This is a genomic window from Sphingomonas sp. Root710, assembly GCF_001429065.1.
Taxonomy (GTDB): Bacteria; Pseudomonadota; Alphaproteobacteria; order Sphingomonadales; family Sphingomonadaceae; genus Rhizorhabdus.
In genome coordinates this window covers 822,776-844,520 of record NZ_LMIB01000012.1, presented here as the reverse complement: position 1 = coordinate 844,520, position 21,745 = coordinate 822,776, and the positions used below count along the sequence as shown (strand labels likewise).

The window sequence follows — 21,745 nt, the reverse complement described above, 5'->3', positions numbered from 1 at the left end:
TTCCGCAGCACAGTCGTTTCCGGATTTACAGGCTTTCTTGCGGCTATCGGCATCATCGCAACTTACTTCATCATGGGCCACTTGATCTGGAAGTTGGCGCAGTAGCCAATTTGTCCACGCCGCCTAGTTAGCGCCGGATGCTACGCGGACTGCGACCTAACGGCTTCACCGACCAGTAGCTCCATATAGACCTGGACTACAATGCGCTCATCAAAATGGCGTTCCATATGCCTGCGGGCTATAGTGCCCATCTCAGAGCACTCCACTACCGTTTTCCGAAGCAGTTCGATGCACGCACGTGAGAGATCTGCGACATTCTGCGGCCGCACCAATAATCCCGAAAGGCCAGGCACGATCGCATCCCGGCAACCTGGCATATCTGTCGTAATAATAGGACGGCCGGTGGCTGCTGCCTCTAGCAGCGATCGAGGAGTGCCCTCTCGATAATATGACGGCAGCACCACAAAATGCGCCTGTTGCAGGGCCGCCCGGACGTCTTGCGTCGATCCAAGATACTCTACCACTCCCTCAGTTGCCCAAGATTCAATTTGACTAAGCGGGATGCCGGTTTTGCTAGCAGCGTCAAGGGGCCCCAGCAGCTGAAACCGCGCGTAGGGGTAGGCTAGACGGACCTGTCGCGCAGCCTCAGCAAACAAGCCGATTCCCTTGTCCCAGAGCATTCGCGCAACAAGCAAAAATCTAACTTCTTGGGCGAACGACGGCATAGCGCTAAAAGTGAAATGAGCTAGATCCACCCCTGAGCCAGGGAGCTGGTACGCGCGCTTGGCCGGCACCAGGCCACCTTCTAGGAATATTCGACGATCACTTTCGTTCTGGAAAAATACTGCAACTGAGCGCCGAAAGGCGTATCGGTACAGGATGCGGATCGTGCGGCCTAAAACGCCGCCCATGCTGAAGGCTGGCCCAAGTCCGGTGACATTTGGCGCGAAAGGAATTTTGAGAATGCGACATGCGATTCCAGAATAGATGTTATTCTTGATAGTGAAACTAAAAACAAAATCTGGGCGCCGAATAAAAATTACCCAGAAAAGCGAAACGAAGAGACGAAACTCGGCTAACGGGGAGGTACCGTTGCGGTCCATCCAGAGCGGGACGAAGCTGCATCCCCTTTTGCAAAGGGTGTCTACGTATTTATCGGGTGGCGCTACCACTGTGACCCGATGACCTTCTTCGATCAACTTATCTATGAGTCCTAATCTGAAATTCGCTAGCTTGAAGGCAGTATTGCCAGTGAGAATAATGTGCATAGCAACTTCCAAAAATTCTGCTTAGATGAGGAGTGACGTGCTCCCCTTAATATTGCCATTCTTGTAGAAATATATAATATAACAGTAAGCCGATGTTTCATGGGATTAAACAGCTCATAAAAACTATGGTTGAGTGCTATCACGTTCGCTATTTAGCTGACTCGCGGGTACGCCACCGACAACGGCCCCCGGAGCAACATCTTTGGTTACCACCGCATTACTTCCAACGACGGCGTACGCACCCACGGTTCGTCCTGGCATAATTACGACATGGCTACCCAGCCACACCCCTTCCTTTAGAATCACCGGTGCATGCTTATAGCCTTGATCACTGATCGCGGTGTTGCTGTTCGAAAAGCTGTGCATGCTAGATTGAAGATAAACGAAGCCTGAAATCAACGACTTGTGGCCAATATCGATTGAAGCCCCGCCATTAATTACTGAATAGAGGCCAATTCGAGTACCCGCACCAATACGAACAAGCGCCCCATTTGTGACTAGAATACGAACCCCACGGTCTACACGCACACCATCCTCGATAACCAAGTGAGCATTACCGTGAATTCTCAATTCTACGCCACTTCGGAACTCGACGTTGCTGCCGATGTCGAGGCGTGCACTGGAATCGAGAAGGCACCGCGGTAAGCCGTCGCAAAGCAAACCAGGGCCAATACAAACACTGTTCGAACCGTACAAAATCCGAAATATTCGAGAGTAATAAGCAGGAGCGAACCTTCGAAGCCATGCCTGATAAAGACGTGCAATAAATTTCATAGCCGATGCGTCCGCATATCTTGACGTCGAGTAACGCGGGTTGTCCGATCGATCGGTAAATCTATCTTAAGCGGAATATTTTCTATCCTTAAACTTTAACAAACGGCGCGAATGGGGTACGGATGCGATCTGCCGATAGACGGCCTCATGCGTTCTTGCGGTTGCGGTGATGGAGTGATGATTTTCGACGTATTGACGTAGCCGCTGTCCCGCCGCCAAGGCGGTTTCCGGGTCAGAAATCATCCGCATTAGCGCTATTCCGATCGTTTCTATGCCAGCAACGACTCCGCGGTCCGTGCCTAAAATTTCCGAAATTGCGCCTGCAGGTGTTGCGACCACCGGCATAGCTTCACTTCCCGCTTCTAGTATTACGATCGGCATTCCCTCGTACTTGGACGACATGACCATAATATCAGCTTGATGTAGAACGGACCTTACATCGCTCGTCACACCTTTGAGCTGTATCCGTCCTTCCAGGTTTAGGCTCGCAATCAGTGTGCGCATCTCAGCTTCTAGGGGGCCCTCTCCGTAGAAATCCAGAGAAATCCCTTGATGACCAAGAGAGGCGACGACACGGATCAACCCCAACGGATCCTTCTGATCGACCAATCGCCCGATCGCCACGAGTTTAATGGGACCGTGTGGATCCCAGTGTCTCCTAGTCGGTGCCGGGTTTGGTATGTTCACCCCATTTGGGATAACCACGGTATTGTCGGCATTGAGGAACGGATGCTGTCCTTTGGAGAGCAGAATATCGGCCAGTCGGCGCGATCGTAATAAGCGGACAATAACCGTACGCAGCGGTGTAAATGCGCGCTCATTACAGTGGCTTGTAAAGCAAACGCTCGCAGGTTGCGTAGATGCAAAAGTTGCAACCATCGCGGCAACTAGGGGGTGGAACATATGGGCGTGTATAACATTGGGCCCAAAGCCATTCACGTAGTGGCGAAGCCTTATTAGAGCCCTCGGAGCCATCCATCCGCGCATATCGAAAACATCGACCGGAAGGCTCCTATATCCATAAAGCTCTAAAGCACGTATGTCATCAACGAGTATCGCTAGACGGACATCAAATTCATCGGGATCTAAGCGGGACATCATGTCCAGCACGAGCCGCTCCGCACCTCCCGGACCGAGGCTTGTCAGTATTTGAAGAACTTTCAGCCGGCCCACGAGCCGTTCCCTCCTGACGCGGGAAGAGCCAAGGCTTGATCCCAATCTGCGATGATAGCATCGATTGAGTACCGTTCACGCACTTCTAACGCGGCATTACCCAACCGCTTCCGACGCTGCTCGTCGCTTATTAGGGAAGCGAGCGCAGCTGCTAATTGTGTTGCGTCTGGTGACCGCCCTAGTAGCACTCCATATTCCTGTGAACTGATCATGTCCGCGGGGCCGGTATCACAGTCAAAACTGATCACCGGGCACCCATGAGCCATGGCTTCCAGCAGCGCGTTAGGAAAGCCTTCATATCGCGACGCCATGACGAAAATGTCGGCGCGCTGATACCAGTCGCTAACGTTCCCCGCTGCGCCCTTAAGGTGGATGCGCCCTTCGAGACCTAAGTGTCGAACTTGTCGCTCCAGCGACGTTCGTTCGGGACCCTCGCCCAGGATCGCAAGTTGCCACTCTTGGTTTTGATCGGCCACGCTGGCGAAGGCATCTATCAATACATCGAACCCTTTGGCGTGGGTAAGGCGACCGACGCCGAGGATTATTTTGGTTGCAGCATCGAAGCTGGTAGCCGGATCTACCGTTGGGCTGGTAACAGGAAGTGGAAGGGCAATCGGATTAGGAATCACCTTGCCCCGTGCTCGGGGCATCGTCTGGGCAGCCCAGTCAAGGCCTCGGCTGGTCTGGAGAACGACGCAGGCTGAATACGGGTAAAGTAAGAGTCGTGCCTTAGCGTGAAGCCAGGGAACGGCATCAGCGTAAGGATAATTACGCTCGCTCACAACGACTTGGATCTCCAGGCCTCGAGCGGCAACGAGCGTGAAAATATTCGCGTCCCAAAGGAACGACACAACCCGTTGAGGTTGCCTTTGCTTGAGTAAACGACGCAGAGCAAGCGCCCGCCGCAACCGGTCCATAAGGCGCCCTCGCCAACCCCCAATGAGATCGGCTAAATAAATTACCTCAACGCCTGCTGGGATTTCGAAATAGCACGATCCACGACCGGAATAAGTCACGACAATCGTAATGTCCCAACCTCGCTCACGCCACTTACGGATAAGGTTGATCGCCACACGCTGCGCGCCGCCCATGTCAAGGCTGCTGATCACAAAAACCAGCTGCAATTATCGCTCCATCATCGTGATGATGCGTACCCTGGACTGTAGCACCTCCTCTATCCATCGCAGACTCGAGGAAGGATAGGCTACGATAATGGCGGGAACTTCCCGCTGCTGCAGGAAATCAATTTCGAGACTAAACTGCGGATAGCTGAAATTCAAACCGCGCTCAGCGACGCCCTGCTCTATAGCAAAGCAATAGCTTGGATCGATATTCGCCCTGTGGCGATCTGTTGGGTGGAATCGATACTCTATGGTTTTGACATCGCGATCTATTCCTGCTTCCGTCTGTGCGTCGAGAGCGCGTTCTATATAAATATCAATATGCTTCAGCATAGGAATGCCTAAAATCATCACACCCGGCCGAACCGTTTTCTCGCCGAGCGTGGCGCTACAGTATCGGTATTCATTCGCCAGCACAGGGTGGCGGCAGCTTGCAGAGATCTGATCCTGGTAGCACGTGAAAAATGGCGTCTTATTAGAGCATCGTTGGGCAGCGAGCCATCGTAGCACTAGCGGCATTACGGGGCGTTGTTTCTGCAGCGCAACACGAACAAGTTCCTCTGCCCCGCCACGGTCAAACGCCGCGCATAAGCCATAATGAAGAGTGGAAAATCCGCCGTCAACAATGACAAACGAAGTGCCAGGAGGTAGGGCGCTTATATAAAGGCATTTGGATCGCCACGCATCGAACAAGACTAGGTCGTATCGAACTGAGCGCAGTCTTAAAAAAAGATATAAAAATGCAAACAGCCAGTACATATAGCAAATTGGCCGAAGAGCGGCCTTCATAAATAACAGTAAAGATCTGGGCCAGTCCAATTTAGTATTCAAACGGGCGGAGAAGTAGGCATATAGATCGGGATCTAGGGTATTTGTAAAAGGAATATGGCGCTGTCGGCAGATTTCTGCGACTGCGACCGCATTTATATGACTACCGATGATCATGGCATGGAGAGTTCCACGCGGCCGGTAGGCATTTAAATATTCCATCGCGTTGATGAGGTCATAGGGTTTCTGCAACAAACATAGTACCCGATCCGACGGCTCTCTTTGATACATGCCCCGAGCTGGTATGGCGCGGTTCACAGTTCTGGCCTAATATATATTGATAGTATCAGGCAGATAATTAACGCTATAATCGATCGTCGGCTATCTCGACAAGTGAGCGCTGCAAACAAGATGAATGGCATATTGTAAGTCTGCATTCGAAGAAAATCATACGTGAACGGCAAAATAATTGCCACCGATACCGTCACATAAGCCATGAAGCTTCCAATGGCGCGGTCGGATTTTGGATAAATTAGCCACGCAATGCCAATCATCATTATGGAGGCAGAAAGGCGCTTAAATAAATCCAGATTATAGCTGATATAGATATCTACCCTATCCGCGGAAAATAATATGTCTTGGTATAGTGCCAATATGATCCAAATTGCCGGGATCGCGAAGAAAATCGCACGATCAAATCGGGTTTCGCGCTTCGTCCTATGGCTTGCCAATGGATCAACAGAGTTGGTTAGTACCGTGCGGACAAAGGCAATGGCCGCGAACGGAGCATATGAAAGGTGCATTGCTCCGCCTAACGCGAATAGAATAGATGAAGCTATCATGTTATTCGAGAAAAGCGCAATTAGCAATAACGCGGTAGCAACACCTTGCCGTATTACTTGAGTATAATTGAATTCCATCAGCGGGAGCGGAAGAAAGATAAGAAAAATAGCAATTTTATACCAAGGTGCGCTCGACCGAAGTGCTAGATATATATATGTGGCGCAGGTAAAGGAACCAAGGACGAGAAAGGGATCGCCGTTGGGTAGTAGTGCTACGATTGTCCGTACCGATAAGGCAAACAGCGTTACATTATAGTCGTCGTGATAAACGCCGTTGTCTAGGTTCAGCCGGTATTGATTTGCATCCTGAACATAATCAACTAGCAGAATATCGGCTAAGAAATATCCTGCGTAGGCACACAAAACGGCCAATAATAAACGTTGGAATAGAATAGAAGGTCGGACCTTGCTACGCAAACCATGGATCGAATATGGTATAAATTCCGGATCAAGGTGGTCAGGTAGCCTGGTCAAGAACGATCTCACAACGAAAATGCGGAAAATGCATCAGCTTTTATCTGAACAGAATCCTTCGCTGACATCTCTATGTAGGAAATAGTTTCTCCCAGTAGCTCTCCAGAACTAACTACGTCGTGCCATAGAGCGAGAACTGCTCCGTTAAATCGGTAAAGCTGCTCACGAACATATGATAATTCTTTCAGACGACCTGGATTGAGAATACGAAGGCCTTGCTGCCCGTGGGTGAACATTGGTTCGCGTTCCTCCTGGACAGAAACCACCGAGTCGCATTCAGTCAAGCGAAGCACGCTCAATGCTTTGTCAACGTGCTCTGCTCGTCGATTGAACGCGTGAATGCTCAAGAAGGCGATGCAATCGGGGCTGCTCCCGCGTAGGCGCCGGTAATCGGCCGAGGCTCCCAACAGAATGTCACGCAGTGGTACGGCGACGTTCGCCGCCGGACCCGTTCGCAACTGCCGTCGGTGGGCCGGAACGCGGCCCTCAGATTGTAGCCGCTCTGCAAAGGCCAGCACGGCTTCACTGTCAGATGTAACCACGATGTCGGTAACCCGAACTGCGTCCGCTGCGGACCAAATTGCTCTTTCAATCAGACTTTTCCCATCGACCTCATGGTATGGAACACCGGGGAACTCAGGGTAAGACTCTCGTGCGCCAATTACCGCGAGGCAGGTGGGCTTGTAACTCCCCTCTAGTGTATCGCAAAGACGTGAGAGTATCTTGGAGCGGGCGGTCAACAGTCGCTGTGAATCGCGGCTTAGCGACGTAGGATGCTGCCGATAAAAAAACAGTGGCGTGTCAAGGTTTGCAGCCTTAACCCGGCGACAGAGCTTGTACCACAACTCCCATCCATCCTGAGCGTTAATGTCCTCCGAATAGCCACCAACCGCCTTGAGTGCGCGGGTCCGCACCATGGTGCATGCTCCGTGCGGAGGTAAATGACCCGATCTTTTTTCCGCCGCAATGTCGTAGCCGCGCTCGATACCTAGAAGCTGTCCGTCGGCATCGGTATAATAGTAGTTGCCATATACCAGGCCCAGATCGGTATCGGACTCTAGCTTTGCGACCATGCTGAGCAAGGCGCTTTCATCGAGCCAGTCGTCGGCATCGAGGCGGACGATGTACTTCCCGTTGGCGGCCTCCAGCGAACGGTTCGCGATCCACTGCAGACCGCGTGGCTCAGCGTTTCGGATCAACCTAATTCTACGAGGATCGCTTTGCTGCAACTCGCAAGCGATTTCCCAGGTTTCGTCGTCCGACGCTTCATCGAAGATGATCATCTCCCAGTTGGCGTAGAGCTGCCGCTGTACGCTTTCTACCGCTTGGCGAAGAAAGCGGCCATAGTTGCGGCAGGGTACGTAGACGGTGACCAGTGGGCCAACATTAACAAAGCTGTCACCCATGATCTGAGTCTTCGCGCCTGGGGTGCTTTTCGTAGTCCAGGACAGAATGAAGGGCTTGGAATGGATGAAGCTCTCGGAGCGCGCGTGTACCGAGAATCTGGTCTAGATCCCGTGCGTCGGTGCCATGCGCCGGGCGAAGCAGGCAAATGTCCTCAGCCCCGATTGTGGCTCCCGCAGCAATCGTGCGCCGGGCATAGGCTGCACGACGGAACGAGGTGGTATGCCCAGCTGATAGCTCGCTGGGCTGCGGGACCTTGACACCTCGGCCTCGCAGAGCTGTGATTTGAGCGACATCCTCCTTCAGCGCGCTGACTTCCTCAGCCGTCAGCGAAACGAGATGGTCGCGAAATGTCTGGCCCTCCCGGCGCAGCGTAAAGTGAAATTCTAATGCGTTTGCGCCCATTGCTGCCGCGGCCCTCAGCGCCATCAGTCCTGTAGTATGATCCGAATAGCCCACTGATAGTCCCGTCATCACTCGAAGCGTGTCCATCACGCTTAGATTGGCGTCCTCATCGGGAATTGGATACATGGATGTGCATTGCATTAAACACAACCATTCCGGTCGAGAGTAACGGTTGTCGACCGCCTGAATCACAGCCACAGTCTGCAGAACTTCCTCCAGTGTGGCCAAGCCGGTCGACAGCAAGATCGGCTTGCCTCGCCGAGCGAACTCTCGCAATAGCGGCCAGGCCGTAAGATCTCCTGACCCGATCTTGTAGAAATCCAAATATTGATCGATCCATTCGAGGCTTTCTAAATCCCACACGGATGAGGCATAGCCTACGCCCGCCGCTCGACACATTTTAGCAAGCGCGATGTGCTGTTCTGGCTCCATTTCAAATCGTTTAAAATGAGCGTGTCGGTCCGGGCTTTCCACCGGGCTAACCAGCGATGCGCCAGTATAGATTTGGAACTTAACCACATCGGCACCAGCCTCAATTGCCGCCTGTGCAAGCGCTTTGGCGGCTTCAAAATCTCCTTCGTGGTTTCCGCCGACCTCCGCGATCAACATCGGGCCGGCCGCGCCTTGCCAGGGGGAGGCCGTGACTCCATGCCGAGCTAATCCGGAAAGCGCAGCCATGTCGAGGGCGAGTACGTCGTGTCCAGCAAGCTCAACGAGTCGACCGATGCGCCTGAGATCGTCTGCATCGTCAAGCGCGAAGTCCAGACCGGTAGCTTCGGGACATCTGACATTCTGATACAGATACCGATCTCCAATCTCCGGCTGATCATAGAGCCAGGACGTCACGTGCTCGCGGTGAGAGGCGTCAGCGACTCCGGCCATTCGCTCACGGTAGAATGACACGCGGATCACCTCTACGCTCATCCCATAAGGAAAGGAGCGTCCGGGAACGTTGGTCACTAGGTCAAATAATCCGGTGTCGGCAATTGCTATCATTTCACATAGTGTACGACCATCGACAAAAACATTGTCCCCATTGATCCTAACGGCAAAGTCCCAATCATTCATCTCCGCACAAGCTAAGAAGCGACCCGCTACGTCGGTAAGGCTACCGCGAAAACAAGCCACCCCCGCTCGCTGACAATACCTTGCAATCGGATCATCGCTGACCTCATTCGATGTGGCGACAATGACCGGCCGGTCTGGCACAGCTCGGCGAATCCGATCTATGATCAGCCCCAAAACGGAGCGTCCGCCGAGTTCCATTAGTACTTTGCCTGGGAGTCTCTCAGAGTTATACCTACAGAGGACAATAATACCCGTTTTCACCACCGCCGCCCAATCTCTCTAGCGGGGACGCCCCCGTATATAGCCCCAGGTGGGACCGCGCCTCGCAAAACCGATCCTGCCGCAATAACAGACCCGGAGCCAATAGTGCTGCCGGACAAAATCACCGCTTTGGCTCCAATCCACACATCATCGCCTATGCAAATTGGGTTTGTGACGTTTGGCTGAAGATTCATGTTTGAACTAGGTGCAGTGCCGTGATCACTGTCAACAATATACACGAAAGGGGCGATCATGCAGTCAGTGCCGATTTCGACGCGTTCAGATGCATATATAAATGTGTGAAAGCCGATAGTCGTGCGCGCGCCGACCGAGAGCGTAGCACTCGGCTGGCAAGGACACAGATGCGTGTCTGACTTGATGATTGCCTCGGCGCCAATACGAATATTGCTGGGATAGCGTAGCAATTGTGCACGAGGAAAAATTATCGCACCGGCCCCCAGGTGCGCACCGCGAGCGCGGTGCCACCAGGCGCGTAACCACGAGGGTACCGTGGCCGGAAGATGCGTTCGCAGCTGGCGATTGGCTAATGCGTCGCTCCCAGTCATCTACTCGGTCCTCTTGAACAGTCGAAATTCGCTACACTTCTGGCAAAGAACGGCGATTATTGGACATGCTGTGCCAAGCGACGAAATTGTGGACTAGTTTCCATCAACTCCTCATATTTTCCTTGTGCGCAGATGCGACCCTCCTCCAACATGTATATCCTGTCGCAGCCGCGAATAGTGGACAAACGATGCGCGATGATGACAGCGGTTATCGAATGCCCAAAGTTATAAATGCCCTCCATCACCACTTGCTCGGTTTGACTATCGAGAGCGCTGGTTGCTTCGTCAAGAATAAGGACTTTTGGTTCGCGATATAGAGCCCGTGCAATGCCGATCCGCTGACGCTCGCCACCAGAAAGGCGAATTCCGCGCTCGCCGACCAAGGTGTGCATACCATCCGTCACAAGCGCGTCTAAAGCGGCTAACTTTGCGCAACGTATTGCGTGGGCCTGATCTATTTCATTTGGCGGAACGCCTAACGCAATATTATTAATGAAGCTGCCGTCAGCGAGGAAGGCATCCTGCTGCACATAGCCAAGAATTTTCTGCCATTCTTGACAATTTTCGGCTGAAATTGGAACGCCATCGACTAAAACGTGTCCACTTGAAGGCTGCAGCAAGCCCAGGAGTATATCTACTAGTGTCGTCTTTCCGCTTCCTGTGCCGCCAACGAGGCCGATTTTAGATCCTTTCGGGATTGCTAGGCTGACATCCGCCAATGCATTTCGCGCCGCCTCTGGATAGCGATAGCTAATATTGTCGAGCGTGATCAGATTTGTCAGAGCAATTTTCGGTGCTATGGCCTTAGGGTTCTCGGCGAGTCGCCGACGACAGAGAATGTCGGCATGAACCTCGTCGACCGCGGCAACTCCAAAGCGCATGTTCGCAACGGAACCGTAGATATTCTGCGCCGCAGGCAGCAGTCTCAGGCCAGCGAAGGCATAGGCCCCTAGCATCGGAAGCACCTGCCCCAAGCTTGCGGGGGACGTGCCGCCGTTCATGATCAGTAAGACCAGCGCCAAGGCAACAACGCCACCAAACCCGATCGCTTCGATAAGGAATTTCGGTAATTGCGCTATCGTGGTATTAATCGCCTGGGTTTTTGACTGGCGGATTGAGGGTGTCCGGAACCGACTTAAATAGGCATCTTCGCGTCCTAGTAATTTAATTGCCTTTATGCCCCCAAGCGCCTCGCTGGCTGCCGAGTAACGCTCACGGTTGGCGGCCAGGCGCTCACGGCCGACACGGGTCAAAACCCGCTTAACAGAGAGAAATATGCCCGCATAGGACCCCCCTATGACGACAAGAGCACTGATGGCAACTTTGAAATTAAGAGAAAATAAAAATGCAAGTATGCATAATCCCACTACGCTATATGATACTAACTGTATTAATGGGCGAATGAAATTCTGAGTTACCTGGTCAACCTCAGAAAGTATACTTTTCGCGAGATCTGAACTATTGTTTCTAGTGAAAAACTCATACGGTTGCCGTAGATAAGTATCAAGAAGGCGGTGGCTTAGACTGTGACGCATCATCTCGGTGTATTCGTTTAAAAAATAATTCGTCACAATTCGAAAGCTGGCAGAAACCAAAACCACCATAAAGGAAACGGCGCCCAATTGGACGAGAAACTCGCTTTTCGGCGGTCTGCCCAAATAGCCGTAGATGGTTGCTAGTTGAGCATTGGAGTCAACCAGCGTAGGGTCGCTTAACACAGCCAGAAACGGCATGATCGACGCCACCCCCAGCGTTTCGAACAGAGCCATGATAGCGGCCATGCCCAAGAGAAAAACGCCGCGCCGTCGCTCTTGGGCTGTTAGGAGATCGATAAACTTTGCAACGATGCTCCGAGGCTCTGATTTCGCATGCCCGAGGGGGGCGTTTGCGGTAGGGCAAGTCATCTCCGGTGAGTTATCCATGGGCATGCGAGCGGGGCGGCGGCGGGCAGCCGGCGCACGGTGCTCATTATGGCGGCCTCGCGAGCGATCCGACCTAAGAATGCGATAGGCGCCCTCTGGCATTTGCTTAATGTCGTTTTTGCATTCTTTCGGGGGTCAAATAGGACCATGGCTACCTCGCGCTTGGTAGAGCTATGATATCGTTTAGGTATCCTGCGAGGATCTACAAGCTCCTTAAACAAAGTTTCGAGGCGGCGACCGAAATAGGCGGTGGCGTCCGAGGTTATGCTGCGGGGGGAGGCAGGATCCACTCATTATCACGATAGCCAACGATCGTGCCACATCTGGAACATCAAGACAGGCCACAACCCTCGCACGAGATTGCGCCGCCCTGTCAGATGAGCAGTCCACGCGGCGCGAATAGGCTCGGGCCGAAAATATCCCTCGGTTCGTATGCGGTGCTCGTCAAGCAATGCTTCAGCCCAGTCGCGCAGTGACCCGCGCAACCATTCTCCGATTGGAATCGCAAATCCCGTCTTGGGGCGCTCGATTAACGCCTTGGGTACGTGGCGATAGAGAATTTGTCTTAATGCCCATTTGCCTTTTCCATCGCGGATCCTCATTTGCATCGGCAAATGCCAAGCCGTTTCTGCCACACGATGATCTAGGAACGGCGCGCGCGTCTCAAGGCCGACCGACATGGCGGCGCGGTCTACCTTGCAAAGAATGTCGTCAGGCAGATAGCGCATGGCATCGGCTAACATCATTCGCGCGGCATTGTCGCACTCTGGCATCGTGATATGGTAATTGATTCGGCCTGTCTGGCCGAGCACTAAGTCCCGGATGGGCCATTCTCCAACTAGATGGTTGTAGAATTCGTCAAACGTACGGGACCGAGCGATAGCGTTCGCCAACTTATGAACTTTATCTCCCGTGTTGCGCGCGTCGATGCCGGCCAGCAGGCGGTCCCATGCTCCGCTCGGCACGCGGGCCGCTGCATTTGCTATGATACGTCGCAGCTCAAGAGGTATCAACGAAGCTTTGCTCCAAATAGACGGTCCGTGCAGGTAGCGATTGTAGCCGCCAAACAGTTCGTCTCCTCCGTCCCCTGAGAGCGCTACCGTGACATGTTGTCGAGCCGCTCGGCTGATGAGATGAGTTGGAATTTGAGATGGGTCGGCAAACGGCTCATCATATATGGTAGCGAGCATGGGTATTACGGCCTGTGCGTCCGCATCGGTCACAAGAAGTTCGGAATGGTCAGTGCCAAGATGTTCGGCTACGGCGCGGGCATGAGCCCGTTCGTCGTAGGCGCGATCTTCTGATCCTAGCGTAAAGCTTCGGATTCGTTGGCTGGAGTGCTTCTGAATTAGAGCTGCGATGAGCGAAGAGTCTACGCCCCCACTCAAAAACACGCCAAGCGGCACATCGGCGCGCGCTTGGATAGCCACTGCCTTCTCAAGCTTAATTTGCAGTATTCGTAATGCCTCATCCTCTTCTTGGAAAGGCTCGCTGAGACCAGCAGCAAACTGTTCAGCAACGGACCACCAGCGCCGAATCGTCATCGTTTCATGGTTCATGCCCGCGACAGGAGCCGCCCGTGGCGGTTGCTCAGGCGCAGCGCCGTTCAGCGTAAGCAAGCAACCTGGTTCGAGCTTATAGATTCCTCTAAAGATACTATGTGGCGCTGGGATCATCAAAAATCGCATGAACATGGCGAGGGCATCGCGATCAATAACCCGCGCGAAATCCGGAACAACGGAAATCGCTTTTAATTCAGAAGCAAAGAAAAAATTAGTCCCAGCCCATCCATAGTAAAGCGGCTTTTCACCGAAGCGGTCCCTCGCGAGATGTAGTTGCTGCGTCGCGTGGTCCCACAGGCTTAGTGCGAACATGCCAACTACCCTATGAAGGGCCGCTTCCAATCCCCAATATTCAATGGCTGCCAAGAGTACTTCAGTATCGGAGTGGCCGCGCCAAATGGGCGCAACGCCCCTCGCCCCAAGTTCTAACTTTATATCCCCGTGATTATAGATTTCGCCATTGAACGCTATAGTGAAGCGCCCTGATGCAGAATGCATAGGCTGATGGCCGGTTTCGGACAGATCGAGAACTGCAAGCCGTCTATGACCAAAAGCGACGAGATCATCTTTATGAACCCAGATGCCTTGGGCGTCAGGCCCGCGGCTTTGCAGTGTGGCAGTCATGCTTGCGATCAGGGGTGCTGCGTCCGTCATTGGAGCGGCAGTTATTAAACCTGCAATTCCGCACATTTCAAGAATCCTGGCTGGTCGCCTCGAGCGAATTATGTTGGCGTCGGTCGGACGATGAATGCCGTCGCGGCACTACCCAGGTAGCGGCTGAGATGCTCGCGATAGTTGAGTGATAATCGAGCACCAGCGAGCATGTGGCCGGTGTGGAATATGCCTATCGGACGTACCTTTTCGACTGTGAAACCAGCCTTGCTGAAGATGCCGCGCCAGGCGCGAGCGGAAAAGGTCCATAGCTCAGACATTCCTTCCATAGATGTGCCGTGGCCTAAAGGTAGAAGACCCCCGATAATAGTTTTCAAATTCTGCCTTAGCGCGGGACCTCGTCCGATGGAGGGGGGGGCAATCAACTCGTTTAGCATCTTCCAACTACCAACTGCAGCTGTCGGAACTCCAGAAATAAACGTCCAAGCCCGCCATGTGACAGAGGGCATTAAATGTACGCAGTAACCACCAGGCGACAGTAAACGTTTAAATTCTGATAGAAGGTATGGAACATCGCTTACATGTTCTAATACGTTGGAAGAAAAAATTATATCAAATGCCTTATCATCGAAAGGTAGGTTGTAGCCGTCATAATTAATAACTGGAAAAACTCTATCTGGAGAATAGGAAGACGATGCTAAATCTATAGCGACAACGTCGTATCCCATCTGCTGCAGGGCCAGCGCTTGTATGCCTGTACCAGCTCCGAACTCTAAAATTCGTGCTCGAGGCCGGAGTTCACATCGGACGAGATCGAGCTCGCGCATCCTTAATTTTTTTAGAAAATCGATATTAAACATGGTTGAGTTCGAATAAAGAATATTGATTCGCAATCATTACATGCCGCTCCTCAAGTGATCTAAAAACTCACCAGGGTAAATATGTAGTTCGATCGTATTATAACTTATGCTATATCTGGCCTCCGGTTCCGCTCCGCTCCGCCTCCACCCGGATATGGCGGCGATGGGCTTAATCCAATAAGACTCTAATCGGTGGGGGCAGATCATCTACTCAAATGGGTCTCATTTCAGGTGAGCGGGTAGGAACGCGATCACCCCCCGCGTGGCTGTAACGGAAGCAGGCCGCGCAATCTAGCGCCGGTGGCGGCGTCTTGCTCAGTCCGCCCCGCGGTTGGCTCATGGCCAACGATACCGCCCCTTCTGTCCCCAAGTGTGTGGGTACCCCAATCCTTGGTCCGAGCTCGTTCACCTCGCCGGATGTGAAGGCTGGCGCGTGTTAGAAAGGAGAACTGCCCCCGGATGTCATCCTGCTTGCGCTGGCGATATCCGATCAGGCCAAAACCGAGGATCATCATCAGCCATGTCGCTGGCTCGGGCGCGGTGATCGGATCGCCCGGCCCGGCGCCGGCGGTAATCGCGCCTATCGAGCCGAGGCCGACGCCCCAGTTCTGGCCATTGATATTCTGGCTGAGACCGACAAACTTCAAGGAGAAGCGTTCGAGATCGACGCTCTCCATCGCCGTTGCGAATGTGAGGGCGAAGGAGCCGCTGCCTGTGTTGTTTCGGGTGACGCCGCCAGACGCGTGATTGGTGCAGCCACTGCCGGCGGCGAAACAGGCGTCCATCGTGCCGACCTGCTCGGGGAACGCGACATCTTTATATTCCCAGGTGAATGCGCCCGTTGCGTTGAGGCTGTCCAGGGTACCCGACGTGTCGAACCCGAACGCTCGAATCCTCGACGTGCGCGAGGACGTGTTGGTGAGGGAATAATCGAAGTTGAAGGTGCGTCCGGCATTGGTGACGCCGGTGAAGGTGAAATCGCCTGCCGCACTCAGCTTGTTCGTGTAATCGCCGCCGGCCTTCCCTGAAAAATCAATGGTGAAGTTCATGCCGATATCGTCTTTGTCGACGGTCACTGCCTCACTCCAGTCCATCGGATAATATTCCGCCGCCGACAGCGGCGCTGTGGATCCCATGGTCAAGAGCAGCACTAAACCCATGCCCAGTCTACGCATCACGCAACCTATCCCCTGGCGACTCGCCGCATTGTCACGGCAGGCACGGATATGAATAGCAGGGTAGTCCTAACGAGCCGGTCGGTGAGACCGTAACGTAACCGTACCTACACCGTTTCGTCGGGATGTCGGGGCTTTGATTATGCTTCGGCTAAGCCTTTCCGGCATCAGGCGACATCAGCCGAGCGAACACGCTAATTATAGACCGCTGAAACCAGCACGGCGCCCTCATAGTCACCAGTCGGTTTGGCTTTCGGGATATTTATCGTGCCGCCCAAGCCGACTTCGAGCTCCCCGCTCAGTGGAAGCGTGATATTTCCCGATGCCGACTTCACCAGCGACACATTCAATATATCCGTCCCGTTGCTCATCGCGAGGCTGTTGGCCGGAGAAAATGAGAGGTTGAAATTCGTCCCCGGTTCGCCGGCAACCGACAGGAGGCCCCTGCCGAAGGTGGGACTAGGCAGAGCGGTTGGCGGGTAGGTGCCGCCTACCGCTCGGCTATTGTCACTATTCTCATCAACCGTGACCTGTCCCGCGCCGCCGGGATTTTTGACGATGGCGCCGAACCGAAGGTTCCGGATCTTCACGAGGCGTATCGCTCGCCGGACGGCTATCGTGGCGACGTCCGAAAGGCCGCTTGAGGGAAATGCGGGGTCCTTGTCGGCATAGATATAAAATCCGGCGGTTCCGGCATTATCGACGCTTTGGTCGTCGCCCAAAACCGGCAGCACGGCATCAAGCGTGAAGTTCAGATTGCCCGATCCCGACCAGCCGGTGAGCAGGAAGTCGAGCGCTGGACCAGTTGTCGTGCCCGATAAGATCGTGCCGGTGCCGCTGTTCGCAATGAACCGGGTGATCGGTAGAGCGCGGCCCGTTGCTCCCAGGCTGCCGACGATCACGCGTGCATGATTGCCAGCCACGCTGCAGCTGTTCGGAGTTCCCGAGCCTTGACAGCGTATGGTAACCAAGCCCTGCCGGACCGGGCCTCTGATCGGTTGACCTCCGCCTGACTGGACGGTCACATTCCCGTTAATATTCTGGAATATCGTTACGCCCGAGCGCGATGCGGCGACGTCGCCGAATTGCGGTGCGCGGTTGATGGTTCTGACAGTATAAGTCTGTGCCATGGCCGGCATCGCGAACAGTCCCAACAGACCGGATATAGCGCAGCTCAGACGATTTCGAGGATAGGATGACATGGCACACACCGGACGGAGGAGTTCCGCCGACTGACCACCTCTTTCGCGCCTAGATAAAGGGCGGAACGGTCTTGTAACCGTTACGCCCCCGGTTACTCTCCGTCGCGCTTATGAGTTGCTGTCGCCGCCGCTTGAAGCCGCTGTTGCGACACCGGCCGCCGCGGCAACGCCCGCAACCGCGCCTGCCACGCCAAGCCCGCCCGCCGCAGCGGCACCAGCTGCAGCGCCTGCTGCACCCGCACCAGCGCCCGCAGCGCCTGCACCCGCGGCTGCGCCCGCCCCGGCTGCGCCGCCGCCACCGGCGGCTCCCGCGCCAGCGGCCCCCTCGGCGACCTGAAGATTCTTCCGAACCAGCTTCTTGCTCGCGCGCAGATTCTTGGCGATCGCCTTGATCGCGGCAGGGCGGAGCGCCGTGCCCGCAGGCTTCGCGGTGGTGGCAGCGACAGGCGCAACCCACAGCATCGCAATCGCAAGCGAAGCAGCGACCTTATCGAAATTCTTCATAGCGGCCTCCTGCTTGGCTTGTCGTAAGATTTAGCCGTTACGGCCCCCGACTGCAATTGCGAACAAGGCCCCTGCATCTACTTCATCCGTGGGCACTGTCCGGTGGGGACGCGCGCTGCAACTTCAGGCTGCCGCGTACTGCTCCAACTTTGTCTCGATCGGCGCTTCCGCGCAGCGAGTTGGTACTGCGGCCGTGAGAAGATGCGGGAACTCAAGCTTTCTTCCGCGCGAATAGCCAGAGGCCCCAGAAAGGTTCGGGGCGACACTCGAACCGGTCTGACCGGAAGCGTCGAATGGATCGATGATGGCGGGTGCCGCAGTTGATGCGGGCGGAGACCGGCATGACCCCAACCAAGCTGCTCATCGGCCAGATCTTTGTCGTGTTCGCCATCGTGCTCGCGGGCATCTGGGCCGCGACGCAATGGGCGGCCGCAGCGCTCGCCCATCAGCCCGAGCTTGGATCGCCTTGGGCGATCATTGGTGGTGTGCCGATCTACCATCCGTGGGCGATCTTCCTATGGTGGTATCATTTCGATGCCTATGCGCCGCAGGTGTTCGATCAGGCTGGGGCGATCGCCGGGGCGAGTGGTTTCATCGGATGCGCCGCCGCGATTGCGGGCTCGCTCTGGCGTGCGCGGCAGCGGCGGAACGTCACCACCTACGGTTCGGCGCATTGGGCCTCTGCGCGAGAAGCGGCATCGGCAGGTCTGTTCAGCGATCGCGGCATCTTTCTCGGCCGGCTGAGCGAACGCTACCTTCGGCACGACGGGCCTGAGCATATCATGGCGTTCGCGCCGACGCGATCCGGCAAGGGTGTCGGTCTCGTCGTCCCGACCCTGCTCGGCTGGTCGGGCTCGGCCATCATCCACGATATCAAGGGCGAGAACTGGCAACTGACCGCTGGCTGGCGCGCGCGCTTCTCGCATTGCCTGCTCTTCAACCCCACCGACGCCCGCTCCGCGCGTTACAATCCGCTGCTCGAGGTCCGTCGTGGCGCCGATGAAGTGCGTGACGTCCAGAACATTGCCGACATCCTCGTCGATCCGGAGGGGGCGCTGGACCGGCGTAACCACTGGGAAAAGACGAGCCACTCCCTTCTCGTCGGCGCGATCCTGCACATCCTCTATGCCGAAGCCGACAAGACGCTGGCACGTGTAGCCACCTTCCTGTCCGACCCACAACGGCCGTTCGTCGCGACGTTGCGCGTCATGATGACGACCAACCATCTCGGGACGACCGACGCGCCGACAGTCCATCCGGTCGTTGCATCGGCAGCGCGCGAGCTGCTCAACAAGAGCGAGAACGAGCGTTCGGGCGTGCTCTCCACGGCGATGTCGTTCCTCGGCCTCTACCGCGATCCGACCGTCGCGGCGGTGACCGCCGCATCCGACTGGCGCATCGCCGACTTGGTCGAGGGCGACCATCCCCTGTCGCTCTACCTCGTGGTACCGCCCTCCGACATCAGCCGCACGAAGCCGCTGATCCGACTGATTCTCAACCAGATTGGACGTCGCCTCACCGAACATCTCCACGCCCCAAACCCCAATCAAAGCGCCAAGCCGGGTCGCCATCGCCTGCTGATGATGCTGGACGAGTTTCCGGCACTCGGGCGCCTCGATTTCTTCGAGACCAGCCTGGCCTTTCTCGCGGGCTACGGGGTGCGTGCCTTCCTGATCGCCCAGAGCCTCAATCAGATCGAGAAGGCCTATGGCGAGCACAACGCGATCCTCGACAACTGCCATGTCCGCGTCGCCTTCGCGACCAATGACGAGCGCACTGCCAAGCGCATCTCGGACGCGCTGGGCACGGCCACCGAGCAGCGCGCGATGCGCAACTATGCCGGCCACCGGCTCGCACCCTGGCTCGCCCATGTCATGGTCAGCCGGCAGGAGACGGCGCGCGCACTGCTGACGCCCGGCGAGGTCATGCAGTTGCCGCCGGTGGACGAGTTGGTCCTTGTCGCGGGGTATGCGCCGGTGCGTGCGAAGAAGCTGCGCTACTATGAGGACCGGACCTTTAAGGCCCGCGTTCTGCCGGCTCCAGCACTGGCAGCCGACGGTTACGCGGATCTTCCCAAGGCGCGCACTGACGACTGGCGCGACCATGTGCGTGGCACCGACTCCCGGCTCGGCGACGTCGAAGTCCAAGGCCGCGATCCGGACAGCAGCGGCGGCCCGGAGCATATCCGCCATCCCGCGCACGAGCCCGAACCACCGGTGCCGGCGGACCTCGCTCCCGCCGATGTCCTCGGTCTCGGCGATGATGATGCCGATGCCGCCAGCGACAAGCGGGTGATGGACCAGACCCGTTCGGCGGCGGCTTCCCGCGCCGCCTACGCCATCGATTCCGCGTCGGCTCGTCCCGACGATCTCCAGTTGGACTTCTGACCATGGTCGACAAGGTTCGCCATCAGCTGTTCTTGCCCAAGCCGCTTAGCGATCGGCTGGAAGCGCTCGCCGCGAAGCCTGGTGCGACGAAGTCCGCCATCCTCGCCGATGCGCTGACGGTGTGGCTCAATCGCCGCGGTTCGTCCGAACTCGACGATCGGTTCGGCCTGCGGCTCGATCGCATGACAGGTGCGTTGTCGCGCATCGAGCGCGATAGCCATGTCCTCCTCGAGACGCTCGCGCTCTTCATCCGGTTCGAGCTTTCGATCCAGGCACCGCTCGCCGACGGCGATCAGGCCGGGCGCGCGATGGCTGCCAAGCGGTTCGAGGCGTTCGTCACCCAGGTTGGCCGTCAGGTCGCGGCGGGCAAGCGTACGATTGGTGCGGAGCAGGACCGATGAACGGCGCGCTCGCCCGGGAGCGGCGCCGCGCGATGCTGCGCACGGCGATGGGGCCGGACATCGCGTTGGCGCTCGCCGACGCGCAGGTCGTGGAGATCATGGTCAACCCGGACGGCGCGCTGCGGCTCGATCGCCTCGGCGAAGGACGCACGGACACGGGCATCCGGCTCGATCGGGACCAGGTCGAACGGATTATTCGCCTCGTCGCCAGCCATGCGCGCACCGAGGTCCATGACGGCTCGCCGATCGTGTCGGCCGAGCTGCCGCCGCATGCCGAGGGCCGAGCCGGGGAGCGATTCGAGGGTGTCCTACCTCCGGTATCGCCGGCGCCCTGCTTCTCGATCCGCAAGCCGGCCGAACGGCTCCACACGCTGGACGACTATGTCGCGGACGGGATCATGACCGCGGCGACGGCGGATGCCCTGCGTGCCGCCGTCACCCAACGCTTCAACATCCTGGTCGCCGGCGGCACGAGCTCGGGCAAGACCACGCTCGCCAACGCACTGCTGGCGGAGATGGGCTCAGAATCATCAGCGCTCGATGCTCGCGTGATCCTGATCGAGGACACGCGCGAGTTACAGTGCCCGCTGCCCGATAGCGTCGCCCTGCGCACGCGGCCCGGCGTCGCGACGATGACTGATCTGGTGCGTTCGACGATGCGCCTGCGCCCCGACCGCATCATCGTCGGCGAAGTCCGCGGTCCCGAGGCGCTCGACATGCTCAAGGCCTGGAACACCGGCCACCCAGGCGGAATCGCCACCGTCCACGCCAACAGCGCGGCCGCCGCGCTCTACCGGATCGAGCAGCTGGTGCAGGAAGCGGTGGTCACCGTGCCGCGCCGGCTGATCGCCGAGGCCATCGACATCGTCGTCTTCATCGCCGGCCGCGGCACGCAACGCCGGATCGCCAGCATCTCCCGCGTCGGCCCGCTCGACCCGGACGCCGGCGCCTACACCCTCACCGAACTTCTCGTCCCACCCAAGCAAGGAGATTGAT

18 protein-coding genes are annotated in these 21,745 nt (G+C 56.2%); 3 read left to right on the top strand and 15 right to left on the bottom strand.

The features are described from left to right. Nucleotides 1-140 precede the first annotated feature (140 nt). The 15 genes from ASE00_RS13900 to ASE00_RS23870 all read right to left on the bottom strand — a co-directional run bounded on the left by ASE00_RS13900 (nucleotide 141) and on the right by ASE00_RS23870 (nucleotide 17,961). On the bottom strand, nucleotides 141-1,268 hold the full coding sequence (locus ASE00_RS13900; protein WP_082594690.1) for a glycosyltransferase family 4 protein: 1,128 nt from the start codon (nucleotides 1,266-1,268) through the stop codon (nucleotides 141-143). Between the two features lie 123 nt (nucleotides 1,269-1,391). After that, entirely contained in the window at nucleotides 1,392-2,042 is a 651-nt protein-coding gene (locus tag ASE00_RS23035) for an acyltransferase (RefSeq protein WP_082594689.1), read from the bottom strand. Nucleotides 2,043-2,108: 66 nt separating this feature from the next. Beyond that, nucleotides 2,109-3,215: a glycosyltransferase gene (locus ASE00_RS23030; RefSeq protein WP_082594688.1), complete on the bottom strand. Its 1,107-nt coding sequence runs from the start codon at nucleotides 3,213-3,215 to the stop codon at nucleotides 2,109-2,111. Continuing rightward, on the bottom strand, nucleotides 3,203-4,339 hold the full coding sequence (locus ASE00_RS13890) for a glycosyltransferase family 4 protein (protein ID WP_056381170.1): 1,137 nt from the start codon (nucleotides 4,337-4,339) through the stop codon (nucleotides 3,203-3,205). Before ASE00_RS13890 ends, ASE00_RS23030 begins: the two co-directional genes overlap by 13 nt. Continuing rightward, entirely contained in the window at nucleotides 4,340-5,356 is a 1,017-nt protein-coding gene (locus tag ASE00_RS23515; RefSeq protein WP_162256459.1) for a hypothetical protein, read from the bottom strand. It abuts the gene before it with no gap. A 62-nt stretch (nucleotides 5,357-5,418) separates the two neighbouring features. Then, nucleotides 5,419-6,363 (bottom strand): hypothetical protein, encoded by a 945-nt coding sequence (locus ASE00_RS23510; protein WP_162256458.1) that lies wholly within the window; start codon nucleotides 6,361-6,363, stop codon nucleotides 5,419-5,421. A 65-nt stretch (nucleotides 6,364-6,428) separates the two neighbouring features. Then, complete coding sequence (locus tag ASE00_RS13875) at nucleotides 6,429-7,826, bottom strand: glycosyltransferase family 2 protein (protein ID WP_056381164.1); 1,398 nt, start codon at nucleotides 7,824-7,826, stop codon at nucleotides 6,429-6,431. Then, nucleotides 7,819-9,558 (bottom strand): N-acetylneuraminate synthase family protein, encoded by a 1,740-nt coding sequence (locus ASE00_RS23025; protein ID WP_162256457.1) that lies wholly within the window; start codon nucleotides 9,556-9,558, stop codon nucleotides 7,819-7,821. Before ASE00_RS23025 ends, ASE00_RS13875 begins: the two co-directional genes overlap by 8 nt. Next, complete coding sequence (locus tag ASE00_RS24470; protein WP_414819858.1) at nucleotides 9,555-9,752, bottom strand: acyltransferase; 198 nt, start codon at nucleotides 9,750-9,752, stop codon at nucleotides 9,555-9,557. The genes ASE00_RS23025 and ASE00_RS24470 overlap by 4 nt, the downstream gene beginning before the upstream one ends. Nucleotides 9,753-10,180: 428 nt before the next feature. Beyond that, complete coding sequence (locus ASE00_RS13865) at nucleotides 10,181-11,905, bottom strand: ABC transporter ATP-binding protein (protein WP_200957926.1); 1,725 nt, start codon at nucleotides 11,903-11,905, stop codon at nucleotides 10,181-10,183. A 437-nt stretch (nucleotides 11,906-12,342) separates the two neighbouring features. Next, nucleotides 12,343-14,298, bottom strand: coding sequence for an asparagine synthase (glutamine-hydrolyzing) (asnB, locus tag ASE00_RS13860; protein ID WP_082594685.1), 1,956 nt, complete (start codon nucleotides 14,296-14,298; stop codon nucleotides 12,343-12,345). Nucleotides 14,299-14,330: 32 nt separating this feature from the next. Then, nucleotides 14,331-15,080 (bottom strand): class I SAM-dependent methyltransferase, encoded by a 750-nt coding sequence (locus ASE00_RS23015; protein ID WP_082594684.1) that lies wholly within the window; start codon nucleotides 15,078-15,080, stop codon nucleotides 14,331-14,333. Between the two features lie 251 nt (nucleotides 15,081-15,331). Next, nucleotides 15,332-16,240: a cistern family PEP-CTERM protein gene (locus tag ASE00_RS13850; RefSeq protein ID WP_162256455.1), complete on the bottom strand. Its 909-nt coding sequence runs from the start codon at nucleotides 16,238-16,240 to the stop codon at nucleotides 15,332-15,334. Between the two features lie 209 nt (nucleotides 16,241-16,449). Continuing rightward, nucleotides 16,450-17,157: a DUF4402 domain-containing protein gene (locus ASE00_RS13845; RefSeq protein ID WP_056381158.1), complete on the bottom strand. Its 708-nt coding sequence runs from the start codon at nucleotides 17,155-17,157 to the stop codon at nucleotides 16,450-16,452. 408 nt (nucleotides 17,158-17,565) lie between these two features. Beyond that, nucleotides 17,566-17,961 (bottom strand): hypothetical protein, encoded by a 396-nt coding sequence (locus ASE00_RS23870; RefSeq protein WP_056381156.1) that lies wholly within the window; start codon nucleotides 17,959-17,961, stop codon nucleotides 17,566-17,568. Between the two features lie 341 nt (nucleotides 17,962-18,302). Between ASE00_RS23870 and ASE00_RS13835 the strand changes: the two genes are divergently transcribed. The 3 genes from ASE00_RS13835 to trbB are packed head-to-tail and all read left to right on the top strand — an operon-like array spanning nucleotide 18,303 to nucleotide 21,744. Continuing rightward, a complete protein-coding gene (locus ASE00_RS13835; protein WP_056381693.1) occupies nucleotides 18,303-20,348 on the top strand; it encodes a conjugal transfer protein TraG in 2,046 nt (681 codons plus the stop codon). A gap of 2 nt (nucleotides 20,349-20,350) precedes the next feature. Continuing rightward, entirely contained in the window at nucleotides 20,351-20,749 is a 399-nt protein-coding gene (locus tag ASE00_RS13830) for a hypothetical protein (protein WP_056381153.1), read from the top strand. Beyond that, a complete protein-coding gene (trbB, locus tag ASE00_RS13825; RefSeq protein ID WP_056381151.1) occupies nucleotides 20,746-21,744 on the top strand; it encodes a P-type conjugative transfer ATPase TrbB in 999 nt (332 codons plus the stop codon). Before ASE00_RS13830 ends, trbB begins: the two co-directional genes overlap by 4 nt. Nucleotide 21,745: the final 1 nt, after the last annotated feature.

What these genes read in the sequence shown, in the direction of transcription:
- ASE00_RS13900 (WP_082594690.1), bottom strand. Translation starts at nt 1,268, where the DNA reads ATGCACATTATTCTCACTGGCAATACTGCCTTCAAGCTAGCGAATTTC.
- ASE00_RS23035 (WP_082594689.1), bottom strand. Translation starts at nt 2,042, where the DNA reads ATGAAATTTATTGCACGTCTTTATCAGGCATGGCTTCGAAGGTTCGCT.
- ASE00_RS13875 (WP_056381164.1), bottom strand. Translation starts at nt 7,826, where the DNA reads ATGGGTGACAGCTTTGTTAATGTTGGCCCACTGGTCACCGTCTACGTA.
- ASE00_RS24470 (WP_414819858.1), bottom strand. Translation starts at nt 9,752, where the DNA reads ATGAATCTTCAGCCAAACGTCACAAACCCAATTTGCATAGGCGATGAT.
- ASE00_RS13865 (WP_200957926.1), bottom strand. Translation starts at nt 11,905, where the DNA reads ATGGCCGCTATCATGGCTCTGTTCGAAACGCTGGGGGTGGCGTCGATC.
- asnB (WP_082594685.1), bottom strand. Translation starts at nt 14,298, where the DNA reads ATGTGCGGAATTGCAGGTTTAATAACTGCCGCTCCAATGACGGACGCA.
- ASE00_RS23015 (WP_082594684.1), bottom strand. Translation starts at nt 15,080, where the DNA reads ATGTTTAATATCGATTTTCTAAAAAAATTAAGGATGCGCGAGCTCGAT.
- ASE00_RS13850 (WP_162256455.1), bottom strand. Translation starts at nt 16,240, where the DNA reads ATGGGTTTAGTGCTGCTCTTGACCATGGGATCCACAGCGCCGCTGTCG.
- ASE00_RS23870 (WP_056381156.1), bottom strand. Translation starts at nt 17,961, where the DNA reads ATGAAGAATTTCGATAAGGTCGCTGCTTCGCTTGCGATTGCGATGCTG.
- ASE00_RS13835 (WP_056381693.1), top strand. Translation starts at nt 18,303, where the DNA reads ATGACCCCAACCAAGCTGCTCATCGGCCAGATCTTTGTCGTGTTCGCC.
- ASE00_RS13830 (WP_056381153.1), top strand. Translation starts at nt 20,351, where the DNA reads ATGGTCGACAAGGTTCGCCATCAGCTGTTCTTGCCCAAGCCGCTTAGC.
- trbB (WP_056381151.1), top strand. Translation starts at nt 20,746, where the DNA reads ATGAACGGCGCGCTCGCCCGGGAGCGGCGCCGCGCGATGCTGCGCACG.